Annotated in this window: 9 protein-coding genes and 1 tRNA gene; 2 read left to right on the forward strand and 8 right to left on the reverse strand. The window is 43.6% G+C overall.

Annotation, left to right across the window (positions count from 1 at the left end):
* Positions 1-67: 67 nt before the first annotated feature.
* From QL919_RS03100 to QL919_RS03125, 7 genes are all read right to left on the reverse strand, one after another.
* A tRNA-Cys gene (locus QL919_RS03100) sits at positions 68-141 on the reverse strand.
* A gap of 200 nt (positions 142-341) precedes the next feature.
* Positions 342-476: a putative transporter small subunit gene (locus QL919_RS14145; protein WP_356649836.1), complete on the reverse strand. Its 135-nt coding sequence runs from the start codon at positions 474-476 to the stop codon at positions 342-344.
* A 114-nt stretch (positions 477-590) separates the two neighbouring features.
* Positions 591-2258: a sodium:solute symporter family protein gene (locus QL919_RS03105; RefSeq protein ID WP_290188131.1), complete on the reverse strand. Its 1668-nt coding sequence runs from the start codon at positions 2256-2258 to the stop codon at positions 591-593.
* An 871-nt stretch (positions 2259-3129) separates the two neighbouring features.
* Positions 3130-4248: a formate dehydrogenase accessory sulfurtransferase FdhD gene (locus tag QL919_RS03110; protein ID WP_290188132.1), complete on the reverse strand. Its 1119-nt coding sequence runs from the start codon at positions 4246-4248 to the stop codon at positions 3130-3132.
* 180 nt (positions 4249-4428) lie between these two features.
* Positions 4429-6870 (reverse strand): FdhF/YdeP family oxidoreductase, encoded by a 2442-nt coding sequence (locus tag QL919_RS03115; RefSeq protein ID WP_290188133.1) that lies wholly within the window; start codon positions 6868-6870, stop codon positions 4429-4431.
* A 195-nt stretch (positions 6871-7065) separates the two neighbouring features.
* Positions 7066-7992, reverse strand: coding sequence for a c-type cytochrome (locus QL919_RS03120; RefSeq protein ID WP_290188134.1), 927 nt, complete (start codon positions 7990-7992; stop codon positions 7066-7068).
* The gene (locus QL919_RS03125; protein WP_290188135.1) at positions 7992-9368 is read right to left on the reverse strand and encodes a cytochrome c; all 1377 of its coding nucleotides are present in this window, start codon (positions 9366-9368) and stop codon (positions 7992-7994) included. Before QL919_RS03125 ends, QL919_RS03120 begins: the two co-directional genes overlap by 1 nt.
* Positions 9369-9619: 251 nt before the next feature.
* On the opposite strand from QL919_RS03125, the gene QL919_RS03130 reads away from it, so the two are divergent.
* The gene (locus QL919_RS03130; RefSeq protein WP_290188136.1) at positions 9620-11758 is read left to right on the forward strand and encodes a PhnD/SsuA/transferrin family substrate-binding protein; all 2139 of its coding nucleotides are present in this window, start codon (positions 9620-9622) and stop codon (positions 11756-11758) included.
* 42 nt (positions 11759-11800) lie between these two features.
* Positions 11801-12457, forward strand: coding sequence for a response regulator (locus QL919_RS03135; RefSeq protein WP_290188137.1), 657 nt, complete (start codon positions 11801-11803; stop codon positions 12455-12457).
* A gap of 125 nt (positions 12458-12582) precedes the next feature.
* Here QL919_RS03135 and QL919_RS03140 read toward each other — a convergent pair whose 3' ends face one another.
* Positions 12583-13377 (reverse strand): ABC transporter ATP-binding protein, encoded by a 795-nt coding sequence (locus QL919_RS03140; RefSeq protein ID WP_290188138.1) that lies wholly within the window; start codon positions 13375-13377, stop codon positions 12583-12585.
* Between the last annotated feature and the right edge of the window lie 29 nt (positions 13378-13406).

Below are 13406 nucleotides of genomic sequence, written 5' to 3' on the forward strand. Positions count from 1 at the left end.
GTGGTCGCTATTATAAGCGGTTATGCTAATAATGCAAGCCCAAATTAACGTAAAGTTAATAAATAATTGGAGGCTGGAGTCGGAATCGAACCGGCGTTAACGGAGTTGCAGTCCGCTGCATGACCACTCTGCCATCCAGCCAATCAAGGTCGCCTATATTAGCAAAAATATACTAAATTACAAGCCCTTTTTTGGTTAAATGCAGTTTATTTGCTATGTAAGCTGTATTTAACACTTTTTCAGCACTGATTTGGGAGTATTCATGCTGTTATAGGTCTTATGAAATCATCACCGAGCCACTGCTTAGTGATGAATAGAAAGTAAATAATAGCAATGAATTGCTAAACAATGTGCTTATTATTGCGGCGTGCTTTTTTTAAATCGCGATAAGTCGCGGTACAAATTAATATTAGCACGCCAAGGGTTATGGCAGGCCAGATCAAAATATATAAGCCATAGATAAAGACGTTGTCCATAATATCTCCTTATAGTATTTATGAGTAGTAGTTACTACATGCAATGTGCGGTTGGCTAATGTTGAGTGGCTAACCAACGATGATCAACCGCTCATAAATTTAGAGCACTCTCATTTAGGCTTTGGGTGTTTGTGACACTTTGGCCTTTTTATCGTAGTTACCAACACGTTCATTAATTAAGTCAAAATCGAAATGCTCATCACCCATTAGACTGACAATGACACAGACGATGGTACTGGCGCCATAGGCGGTCAATGAGGCCAGCAAGACCATATATTGACGCAGGAAGCCAGTGGCAAAGATTAGCATCAGCACGAGCGTAATAGCTGCTGCTGCCATACCAATTTTACGGCCTAAAAAGCCGAAGACCATAAGGCCAATCACGACTGCTGCACCAACACTGGCCAATATTTCAAAGAATAAAGCAGTGAAGCCAGTAATCGGTATCAGTTCAAAGCGAGCCACGCAGAATAATAGCAGTCCGACAATCACCGCAGAGGTGAAAGCGACATTGGTCACGCGATTCCAGAAGACACTGGCAATCACAGGGAATACAATCGCACCCCATAACGCACCAACGAAGACTAACATCACTAAAATATCTAGCTTAAAGCTGGCAAATATTAGACCAGCTGCAGTAGCAATAATCATGGTACCGCGACCGACGAGCATCATGGTTTTTGGTTTGACACGACCTCTAGCAATGTTTTTGCCATAAACGTCTGCCATCATAATCGTCGACAGCGCTGATAAATCAGAGTCAGCTGTCGAAGATAGGGAGCCAATCACTAAGATAAAGAAAAGTCCAATAAACACTGGATGCAAATAAGTACTAACCATTTGTGGAATCAGATTATTCATATTGCCATCAAGTGGTTCAATACCGATGGTCAAAGCCATCAAGCCAATCATACCAAGACCAATAACGATACCAGCATAACCGACAGTAGCCGTAATAAAGGTCGCTTTGATTTTAGTCTTATCAATCGCAAACAAGCGCTGAGTAATTGTTTGGTTACCGATAGCATAGGCTAGTACAGCCACAAAATAGGGCGCACCTTGCTGAAAGAAAGCTTCTGATGAAAAGAAGTCCTGCTGCTCTAAGGTTAGATTGGATAGTCCATCGACCATGACTTGAGGACCGCCCATTGCAAACAGGACCGCAGGGATAATGACAATACCAATCGCCATTAAGGCAACCAGTTGGGCAAAGTCGGTGAAGACCGACGCTCTAAACCCTGAGGTTAGGGTATAGCTTAGCACCCCGATACCCGCAATCATCACACCTGTCTGAAAAGATAATGGCGATAACACTGACACCAACGCCCCAGCCGCAGTGAAATTGACCATCAAGCTAATTAAGCTGCCCATAAGGTTAGATATGGCTAAAATTAATTGGCTTGATGAGCCATGGCGGGCGTGGATGAGTTCGCCTAACGTATGTCCATCAGGGGCAAGCTCACGAAAGCGCATGCCAAAAGGATAGATGAATAAAATCATCAGTGCGCCCCAAAAGCCATAATGTATCGGCCCTGATACGCCGTATTTATAACCCGATGTGGCAGCGGCATAAAATGATGCGGCCCAAATCCAAGTGGCGGTCATACTGGCTGCACCCATGCCAAAGCCAACGCCATGACCTGCAACCATAAAACCTGACGTGGTCTCTTTGTCTTTTTTGATTAATAAAGATAAGAGATAGGTACCGCCGTAAAACGCTAACAATAATAAAATAATGGTTAACGATGAAAATTGGAACAATGACTCAGTTTTCAAATTCATACCTCGCAATTGTTTTAATGAATAAAATTTAATGGAGTTGATCTAAAACCAAACTGTTAGGAATATGATATAACCTACAAAACCCTTATGTTGAGCAAATACATATCGCTGTATGGAGGGCAAGGATACAAACTGTAGGGACAGCAAAACACTAGCTTGCATTGTTTTATCAATGATTTTATTTATCATGTCATATCTAAAACATGTGTAATGAAACACAGGGGCAGCTATCAACAGGCGTCTGTTAATGGGTTAACCATTACGCTGTCAAATATGCATACTCGGTAGTAGCTGAATATTATAAGTATTTGATAACTCAAGTGTTTATAATATTATTACGGATAAGCCCGAAGCCATAAAATCGTGGCTTGAGCTAGGTGTAGACAGCTGTATAAGCTGTAAAAAGCAACAGTTTGAGCGTGCGACTTAAGTTGTTATTTAAATCGTCTCCACCTAACTATCGCATTTGATGCATCTTCCGTAGTCATAATGATAAGCGCAGCGTAGTGCCAATAACTGGCTTAATCTACTTATCATTGATAAACAAAACTACAGCCATGTTAAATTTATGTAACATGTTCGTGCACTAAGGGTAACCTATTATTTAAATAACCTCAAATCTGTCCATGAACTTATTGGCTATGAATACTTGGGAACATTTAACAGTAGGCGATATTTTTAATAAGAAAGAAGTTATAAAATGATACTTTGAGGAAGAGTTGTTATTAGAAAAAAGGAGGTGGGAAAAAAATTCCAGAAGGTACAGAGATTAAGATGTTAATTACAGATAGAAAAATATTGGCTGAATGACATTGATAGATACAGTTGCCTCAAGTACGTTACAAATAAATCATGAAAGGCGTCATGCTTGTTAAATGCCGGAATAATAAGTCACTCTGTTATCACGTAAGAATCCAGCTAAGCCCAAGCCATAGCGCTCGGCGACACGAACGGCGGTACTGGTAGGGGCAGACATACCAACCAACCACGGTACGCGACCACGAATGGATTTTTGTACCAGCTCAATCGATAGGCGTGAAGTCATAAGGACGCATTCAACCTCCATCTTGTTCCGCAGTTGCCAGCCGATAAGTTTGTCTAGCGCGTTGTGACGTCCTACATCTTCAAACAAATATAATTGCTGGTTATGCATCGTGGCGGCAGCGTGCACTGCACCTGTCAACTGATGTGTATGTTGCATGGTATCGACTTGTCGCCGTATTTCTAATAGGTAACCAAGGCTTGGAATGTTTGCTTTGACCTGCTGTATATCTTGACGATAAGAACTCAAGTCGGGCAATGCCTGCGTCAGTCCAGTGATACCACACATACCACAACCTGTACGTCCTGCGAGCTGACGCTTTTGTGCTTGGATACGCTGATGACAGCGTTGGTTTAGCACTAGCTCTACCACATAAATATCGTAATCTTGCAGTGATATTAAGCTTTGCTCAAATGCTTCAGATTCAACACTCTCATTCGTCGGGTTTTTTACATGCGAATCTTGCCTAGATGAATCCTGTCTAAATGAATATTGCGTAAACTTTTGATAACTTGCGATATCTTTAAGCTGGGTAACTTCCCAATCAATCAGCTCATGACTGTGCTGAATTAAGCCTTCACTAAATAAGAATCCAACAGCTAAATATTCTAGCTGATGAGGACTTGCCATTAATACCGCATAGTGAATACCGTTAATAACGATAGCAACTGCAGCTTCAACGGCTAAGCTAGCAGGCTGGTTTTCGATCTCAGGCTGATTAACATAATTGTCATTACACTTAGCTGATAAGTAATAATGTTTTTGCGTTAGATGGGTACGCGCAAGCGGTGTTAATGAGGAAAGTGATAAAGATTCCATTATATTAGATGATAACTGAGTTTTTTTGGACAAATCAGACATGGTAAGACAAGACACTGTATTGGACGATTCTACCGTTGCAGGTATGTCATCCGGTGACGTTTGGGCATCATTATTTTTAGTCATCATTGCAGTGGTCATAAAGCTTTGTTTTTACCATAAATTATTGTCATTGATTTGATTGATAAATAAGATAGAAACAGCGTAGTTGGTAAAATTCCTTCAACTACGCTATATTTTTTAGGTTGATTAGACCTTGTTACTTTCTTTCATCATTACATTACTATCTCTTATCATGACTCTCTTTTATCAAGCAAAAGCAGGAAGGGCATCCACGTTATTTTTTGCTTTATTACTAGCTTTATCACTTGCTTTGCTGCTTGCGTGAACTCGTTGTAAGACGACAGTCGTCGATTTATAAGCTGGTATATGGGAGTCTGGCGCATGAGTATCTAAATCAAATAAATCATTACACTCAGGGTAGTAAGTTGCGACGGCGTTGGATGCGATATCCATCTTAGTCAATACTAACGGTCCTAAGGTACGTGGTTTATCTTTGCTGTCTGTATTATTTGAGCTATTTGGGCTGGCTTGACGCGATACCACAACATGGTCACCTGCTTGCCAACCTAAACGGCTCATCTCATCTGGATGCATAAATAGCACATCACGGCGATTGGTTTGGCGATAGCGATCTTCAAACCCAAAAATCATAGTATTGAATTGGTCATGGCTACGGACACTGGTCAATTGCCAAACTTTCTGATCGTCCTTTTGAGCATTGCCCTGATCATCGTCCTGATCATCATCAATACTGTTGGTTGCTCTCGCATCGTCTGTAAAGGTTGAGCTTGTCTCTGCCATTTGTGCTGCGACATAAGTAATTGGATATTGTGGTACTTCAAATTGTGCCTTGCCACTGTCTGTATTCCATATGCGATGGCGCGCTGGATGATATAAATGAAAGCCACGCTCAGCCGCGCGAATACGCTCGTTAAAGTTCTCAAATCCATCAATCGCTTGGGCGACATAATCACGAATGATATCAAAGTCTTCACTCATTGCTTGCCAAGGAATGAGTGAGTCAGCTCCAAGCACGTGAGTAGCGATATCTGCCACAATCTGCGCTTCCGACTTTAACGTATCGCTAACAGGCTTAAGGTTGCCCTGAGTAGGGACAATCTGACACATAGAGTCTTCGATAGTGGCAAACTGCTCACCTTTAGCAGTAATTATACGTTCAGTACGACCTAAGCAAGGTAAGATGAGGTTGTTTGCGCCCGGATACAGCATGGTCTCATTCAGCTTAGTTCCTACAAAAATATTGAGCTGAGTCGTGGTCAAGGCTTGTTGAATGGCACTGCTATCAGGCGCGGCAACAGCATAATTACCGCCCATACTCATAAAGACTTTGAGTTTGCCGGCGATTAATGCTTTGGCGCCCGCCACCACATCCAAACCGTCTTCTTGCGGCATTGGACGCTCAAAAACGCGCTCCAGGCTATCAAGCAAAGCCTGTCCGGGACGTTCATGAATGCCCATGGTGCGATCGCCCTGCACGTTAGAATGTCCACGCACTGGGGAGGCGCCTGCACCATCGATACCAATCATACCCATGAGTAGTAGCAAGTTGGTAATCATTGCCACATTGTCATCACCTTGCACATGCTGGGTGATGCCCATACCCCACGTGCAAATCGTCGCAGGACTATTAGCAACCAGCTTTGCGATATTGATAATCTCTGTTTGAGCGATACCGCAACCAAGCTCAATATCTGCCCATGACTGCTCTGTCAGCCACTGTTTTAATGGCTCAAAACCTGACGTATGCGTCGCAATAAAGTCGTTATTAATTTTATCGTTCTCAATCAGCCATTTTGCAATACCAGTCAACAGCGCAGTATCACCACCGATTTGAATTTGAATGACATCGTCGACCATATCATCACTTTGACCTGCCGCCATATGCGTGGGCTTTTGCGGATTTCTAAATTTACTCAAGCCTTGTTCACGCATGGGATTTATTGAGATGATTCGACAGCCTTGCTCATGAGCATGAGCGAGCATTTCAAGCATGCGTGGGTGGTTAGTCGCAGGATTTTGCCCAAACATTAATATGAGTTTGGCTTGCTCAAAATCTTCTAACATCACCGTCGCTTTGCCAACGCCCAGCTGTTTGCCGAGCATCACTGAGGTTGGCTCGTGACACATGTTTGAGCAATCTGGTAAATTATTGGTACCAAAACAGCGCACAAACAGTTGATACATAAAGGCTGGCTCGTTGGTCACACGGCCTGAAGTATAAAATAGCGCCTCGTCTGGCGAATCAAGCTGTGCTAACTGCTCAGCGATACGCTTGTAAGCAGCTTCCCAAGAAATCGGTACATAGCGGTCTTGGGTGGCATCATAATATACGGGCTCTGATAAGCGCCCACTATGTTCAAGCTCGTAGCCAGACCATCCTTGTAGCTCTGTTACCGTATACCGTGCAAAGAATTGTGCATCTGCCTTTTTTGACATGGTCTCACTAGCGATGACTTTAATGCCGTTTTCGCAGACATCAATCATCTTATGTGATTTATGATCTGGCCAAGCGCAGCCTGGACAATCGAATCCGCCTTTAGGCTGGTTGCTTTTTAGCACACTTAAACTACCACGCAAAAAGGTCTGATAATCCATCAGTTTACGAGTAGAGGATATCAGCGCAGGCCAACCGGCAGCAGGGTGAGAATAAACAGGAATTTTGCGCATAACAGACCTCATTGGTAAATGGCAGCAAATAAGCTTTATATAACAACTATATAATGACTAGCAAAAAGTTTGTAGGAGCATTAACTATAGATAACAAAAAACCTTCAAGAAAAAAGTGTTTTCTTGAAGGTTGCTCATGTGCTTATTCATTACTAAAAACTAATGAAAAAGTGATATCTACTTTCTTAATAAAAATCAGTAGCGCGCATCTTTGGGTTTTTTACCACTTGGCCAATCATTCACTTTTCCAGCGAAGTCAGGACGCGGTTGATGAGTAAAGAAATGTGCTACATCGACCGCATCTTGATCACTTAACACGTTTCCGTGACCCCACAGCCCTTTGGTTTGAATTCCCATCGGCATGTTATATTTTACAAAAGCTGCCGCCTTGTAAGTACGTGCCATACCAGCGCCAATGTTGAAGGACTCATCACCCCATAGTGGCGGGGAGACAATATCGCCGCGACTGTCTTTGATACCTTCGCCATTATCACCATGACAAGTCGCGCATTGAACTTTATAAATTTGTTCGCCGCGTACAGGATCTGGTATCAATGATTCATCCACTTTACCAGCGTTATGAATATCGACTTTTTGCTCTTTAGGCGTGTTTTGTGACAGCCATTTCATGTAGGCCACCATTGCAAGCATCTCAGGTGATTCGCGATCCAACGGTTTGCCATTCATTGAGCGCTGGAAACAACCATTGATACGTGCCTCCAAATCGACTTCTTTTCCAGAACGGGGCATGACACGAGGATAGGTGTTGTAGCTGTTGATGTATGGATCGCCGAGCGGCACTTTACCTTGCGAGATGTGGCAACTATTGCAATTCATTTGCGCGCCCACGTGCTCTGGTAGTAAGCGCTTGGTTTCATTCAATAAGCGTTTACCATAAAAAATCTCATCAGCGTTTGGTTCATCTAAGATAGAGGTATCTTGCGGCAGTATATAAGTGCCAATGTCTTCGTTGGCATCATCCGCTGTGACCATGTTAAATTCAGGCGCGTTGCGTGCGGCAGGTTCAGGGCTTGAACAACCGCTGATAGCTCCTATACTAATGACAGCTATGCTAATGGCATAAAAAGCAACAGTCGGCAATTTTAATAGTGAGTGGTTCATTAGTTTGCTCCTTTAGCTGTCGCATCAACGGTTAGGTCTGGGGCGATGTCGGTACTGGTTTTTGGCTTTTTGGCAAGGAAAGCGCGCATTTTTACCACATCATCGACGTCGATTTCAGGCGCTTGATTGGTCCAGCTATTACGGACATAGTTGACCACTTCAGCCACATCCGCATCACTTAAGTTGGTGAATTCAGGCATGGTAAAGGCCATACGGTCATGAGGGGTCTCAGGCATCCGGCCACCGCTTAGCGTAATCTGCAATACTGAGTCTGCATTTTTAGAATACACCGCGCTATTACCATCAAGTGCTGGGAAGATACGCGCGATACCTTTACCATCAGCACGGTGACAAACTTGGCAATACTCTGCGTACAATATCGCGCCGCGTGAGTCATAGTCGCCATCTAGCAGTTTTTGCGTGGTGATGTCTTGTTTCTCTGGGAGTATCTCTTCTTTATTTGGAGCAGGGCTCAAGGTTTTTAGATACGATGACATGGCATTGATATCGTAGTCAGTCATGTATTGGGTGCTGTGCTCGACCACTTCGGCCATGGCACCAAAGGCAGCGGTGGTATCGGTACGACCTGTTTTGAAGAAGTCGTTTAATTCTGCCACTGTCCAGGTGCCAAGTCCGCGATGCTCGCCGCGTATGCTTTTAGCACGCCAGCCATCGATGACTGCGCCGCTTAAATATTCAGCAGAATCTGCATTGCTTAAAGCGACTTCTTGAAAGCCAATACCGCGTCCAGTATGACAAGAGCCGCAATGACCAGGGCCTTCGATTAAGTACTGACCACGCGTTAAGAGGGCATCGTCAGTCTCAGGGACAAAATCGCGCTTGCGATCGAATAAAACTTGCCAGTATGCCAATGGCCAACGCCAGTTAGCCACGGGAGGTAGCTCGCTTTTTAAGTTGGCTTGTTTGACTGCTTTGACGTCTGACATAAAGAAGGCGTACATAGCAGCCAAATCTTCATCTGGCATCAGCTGGTAAGATGGGTAGGGCATAGCAGGGTATAAGGCTTTGTTGTCACTGCGTACCCCATGTTTGACCGCATTTTTGAAATCATCAAAGCTATAATTGCCGATACCAGTTTCTTTGTCAGGGGTAATGTTGGTGGAGTAAATAGCGCCAAGTGGCGTCAGCATAGGCAAGCCGCCAGCATAAGTTTCACCGTCTAAAGTAGTATGGCAAGCGACACAGTCTGCGGTACGTGCGACGTATTTGCCTTGCTTGATTAGGGCAGGGTCAGTGATATCCACATTAATATCACTGGTACTGGTGCGCATGTTTGGCAGTATTTGCCCAATGATAAAGGAGATTACCAACCCAATGATGGCTGCTATTATTATAATCAGTGGCCACTTTTTCATAAGCCCATTTTTCACAAGCATACCCTCCATAAGATACCTGTGCCAAGCTTACGAATTATCATCAATACGCTGTCGATTATCCGAATCATCGGTGTTTGACAGCGTGACCGTAAGCTTAACGAATTAAAAGTTACACTACTACTATCTAGTATAGAGCAGGGCGTTACCTTGCGATATTGTGGAAAACCACATTAAAAATAAGGTTTTCGTTTATAATGCCTATTTACAAAGTTAAATGGAACGCTAGGTTTATGCATAGCAGGTCTAAAAGCTGGGCAGCCCTTCATGTTTTTCTATTTATCGTTGCGGCATTATTTAGTTGGGGAGCGTTGTCTAAGGCAAATGCAGAAACCTACTACTTGGGTGTATTGGCACCGCAAGGTGAGATGGCCGCGCAAAATCGGTGGCAGCCGTGGCTCGATGAAATCAATCACCAGCTGTCAGATGACACAGTGATATTGGTACCATTGGTACTGGAAAATTGGCAACAACAAATACAAGCAAAGCAATTTGCACTGGTACTTGGCCCACAAGTTCAGTTTATAAAAATGAATACCACAAAGTGGCGCTGGCTGGCCACCTTGCAAGCAGGTACGACACAGTCTGAATTAAGCGCTTCTGTGACAGATAATACTCAAGGGCTTGGTTATAAGAATCTAAGTACTCAACCCTTTGATGGGCAAAAACATGAAAATCAGCCTTCTGCAACGGTTGTTTTAGCCAAAGAATTTAATAGATTATATGAGAGCGATTCACTAAGTGAACCGAGCGCGATGGAAGAGGTCGCTAGTGCGTTATGGGTCGCTGCTGACAGTGACATTCATCGTTTGCCAGACTTACAGCAACGTCGCATTGCTGCAGTTGATAGTGATGCCTTTGGTGGCTATCTACTAGGCGCGCATTTATTACAGCAGAATGGTCTAATGTCCAATCACTATCAAATGCAGTTTGTCGGTTATCCGATTGAGCAGACGTTGCATGCTCTATCTAAAGGGCAGGTAGATGCTGCAATAGCACCACTTTGTCTAATGGAAGAAATGGCACGGCAAGGCAAAATAAATGCCAAACAGTATCGCCTGATTCATCCAGTCGCGATAGCGTCGAACTGTCAGTCTTCAACCGTTATCTATCCAAATTGGACGTTAGCAGCGACAGAACAAGCACCTGCGACATTAATACGTCAAATCAATCAAACTCTATTTAGCGTAAAAGAGGAGACAAGCAATCCAAAGCCACGTTGGTTGCCACCAGAGTCTAGTATGGACGCTGAGCGTATCTTATATGACATGAATCAGCATCCCGCGCAAAAGCAATTGGGCGCGCATTTAGTAGACTGGATAAAGTCTCACCGATTGTGGGTGGGCATGCTGGTGTTTGTTATCATAATATCGACCATTAACTATGGGTGGATGAGTTGGCTGGCATGGCATCGACAGCAAAAGATAGTGAAACAAAACAGTCTTATACGAAACTACGACCAGCAACTGCGTCAATCAGAGCGGTTTGCTGTCATTGGCGAAATGAGTGGCTCAATCGCTCATGAAATCAATCAGCCTTTGGCAACCATTCAGAATTATGCGCAAGGACTATTGATACGTAGCCAACAAGAAAATTTGTCTAAAAAGGCTGTCGATATCGCCCCAAACGCTCCAAGCGAAAAGAGTGCCACGGATAATGCAGCCACAGAAAATGCCTTGCAGCAAATCGTTAATGAGACAGAGCGAGTCGCCGCTGTAGTGACAAACATACGAAGTTGGGCAGGAAAGTCGCAAGCCGATGAAGTCAAAGTCGATATCGCAGTCACCTATAAGCAATGTATTTTACTATTGGGTGAAAAGGCGACAGGCATTCATTTTTGGCTAGCAAGTGACTATCAATACTTAACCTTACCGAACTTGCTCCTCGACCAGTTAATGATGAACGGTTTGCTCAATGCCACACAGCAAGGTGCGACCAATATCATGCTACGCTGTCAGGCAGTGGAGGAAAATGGTCAGCAGTACTTAGCATTACATGTGAGCGATGATGCAGGCGGCTTTGACCAAGCACAGTTGATGGAGCGCAAGTCACAGACAAAGGCATCCCATCAACAGGGGACTCAATCTACCAAAGTAAATGGCTTAGGGTTAGGGCTGATGATATGTCAGCGTTTATGTCAATCAGTTGGCGGTATGATGCAGCTACATAACATCGATGCGCAGCGTGAAATTGACGACATATGTGACATGCAGAAAAGTCCTCAGCGGCGTTTTAAGGGTAGCTTGAGTGGTAAAATTCAAAACAGCAAAAGTCCATTGATGCAGATTCATGCTAACTATCAGTTATTAAATATAGTGGGAGCGCAAGTATCGTTTTATTTGCCATTACACGTAACAAATACGGATGAATAATCCCAATAAATATTAAAAATGAGTGTAGCCATAAGGTCGTATATGATTCCTAATCGAATACCAAACGAGCATGCTAAGCGCTGTAACCATTTGGCGGACAGTCGCGTTAAGCAATTAATTATTCATATTATTGACGATGAAGAAAGCGTGCGTACTTCATGTGATTTTTTGATTAGCAGCTTAGGATTAGCTACCCAAGTATGGTCAAGTGCTATGGTGTTTTTGCAGCAGGTAAATATTTATAAGCCAGCAGTGATTATTAGCGATTTGATGATGCCTGAAATGAGCGGTCAGGCGCTACAAGCACATCTTAATAAATATGATAGTCCTATTGCTCTTATTGCGTTGACTGGTAATGGCGAGATCGCTGATGCCGTGAACATGCTCAAACAAGGCGCTGCTGACTATCTAGAAAAACCTATCAACAGCCACCGCTTACAAGAAGCAATAGCACAGGCTCAAGCATTAACGATTAAGCGTGCTAAGCTCTATGACATCCGTCATTTATATATGCAGCTGACTGATAAAGAAAAGCTGGTAGCCAATGAGCTCTTGCAAGGCAATATCAATAAAGTTATCGCCGATCATCTGGATATATCAGTCCGAACGGTAGAAGTACATCGCTCACAAGTCATGAAAAAAATGCAATCACAGCATGTTAGTGAATTGATTCAAAAGCTGGTTATGCTGGAGTCTTAACTGTTTAACCTTAATGCTTAAGTATGATAAAAGCGAATAGTTACTTGTGTTAACTGATAAAAAAAAACGCCTGTTATTAAACAGGCGTTTTTATTTCGTAGACCAAAACTACTTGGTTAAATGACTCAGCTTAAAATTAAGCTATCATCTTCAACCTTTTCACCGCGTGTTTGCTCAAACATATCGAGCAAGTCGTGTACGGTCATCCCTTTACGGATATCACCAGCGACATCTAGTACGACTTGACCTTGATGTAGCATCACGGTGCGAGTGCCATGCGCCAATGCTTGTTGCATGGAGTGGGTGACCATCATGGTGGTGAGTTTGTTTTCAGTGACGATTTTATCTGTCAGCTCTAAAACAAAAGCCGCAGTCTTAGGGTCAAGGGCAGCAGTATGCTCATCAAGCAATAAGATTTTAGACGGCTGTAATGATGCCATTAGCAGGCTGACGGCTTGACGTTGACCACCAGAGAGCAGGCCCATACGGTCAGTTAGGCGATTTTCTAAGCCCAATTTCAATACGGATAGCTTTTCGCGAAACAATTCACGGTTGTTTGCATTGAGGGCCATCTTTAAACTGCGCTTGCCGCCACGTTTATAGGCGAGCGCCATGTTCTCTTCGATAGTCAAGGCTTCACAAGTACCTGCCATTGGGTCTTGGAATACCCGAGCAACCCAGTGTGCACGCTGATGTGCAGACTTTTTGGTGACGTCGATACCGTTCAATAGGATTGAGCCACTATCGACACGAGTCGTACCGCTGACCGCGTTCAAAAACGTTGATTTACCTGCGCCGTTGGTACCAATTACAGTGACAAACTCACCGTCAGCGATATTTAAGTCAATACCACGTAAGGCAGGGTTTTCGATAGGGGTGCCTGGATTAAAGGTCAACCGTAAATCTTTGGCTTGCATCATAATCGTTGTTCCTTATCATCTCTTCAAGC

Source organism: Psychrobacter sp. APC 3426, assembly GCF_030408035.1.
Classification (GTDB): Bacteria; Pseudomonadota; Gammaproteobacteria; order Pseudomonadales; family Moraxellaceae; genus Psychrobacter.

What these genes read in the sequence shown, in the direction of transcription:
- QL919_RS14145 (WP_356649836.1), bottom strand. Translation starts at nt 476, where the DNA reads ATGGACAACGTCTTTATCTATGGCTTATATATTTTGATCTGGCCTGCC.
- QL919_RS03105 (WP_290188131.1), bottom strand. Translation starts at nt 2,258, where the DNA reads ATGAATTTGAAAACTGAGTCATTGTTCCAATTTTCATCGTTAACCATT.
- QL919_RS03110 (WP_290188132.1), bottom strand. Translation starts at nt 4,248, where the DNA reads ATGATGACTAAAAATAATGATGCCCAAACGTCACCGGATGACATACCT.
- QL919_RS03115 (WP_290188133.1), bottom strand. Translation starts at nt 6,870, where the DNA reads ATGCGCAAAATTCCTGTTTATTCTCACCCTGCTGCCGGTTGGCCTGCG.
- QL919_RS03120 (WP_290188134.1), bottom strand. Translation starts at nt 7,992, where the DNA reads ATGAACCACTCACTATTAAAATTGCCGACTGTTGCTTTTTATGCCATT.
- QL919_RS03125 (WP_290188135.1), bottom strand. Translation starts at nt 9,368, where the DNA reads ATGAAAAAGTGGCCACTGATTATAATAATAGCAGCCATCATTGGGTTG.
- QL919_RS03130 (WP_290188136.1), top strand. Translation starts at nt 9,620, where the DNA reads ATGCATAGCAGGTCTAAAAGCTGGGCAGCCCTTCATGTTTTTCTATTT.
- QL919_RS03135 (WP_290188137.1), top strand. Translation starts at nt 11,801, where the DNA reads ATGATTCCTAATCGAATACCAAACGAGCATGCTAAGCGCTGTAACCAT.
- QL919_RS03140 (WP_290188138.1), bottom strand. Translation starts at nt 13,377, where the DNA reads ATGATGCAAGCCAAAGATTTACGGTTGACCTTTAATCCAGGCACCCCT.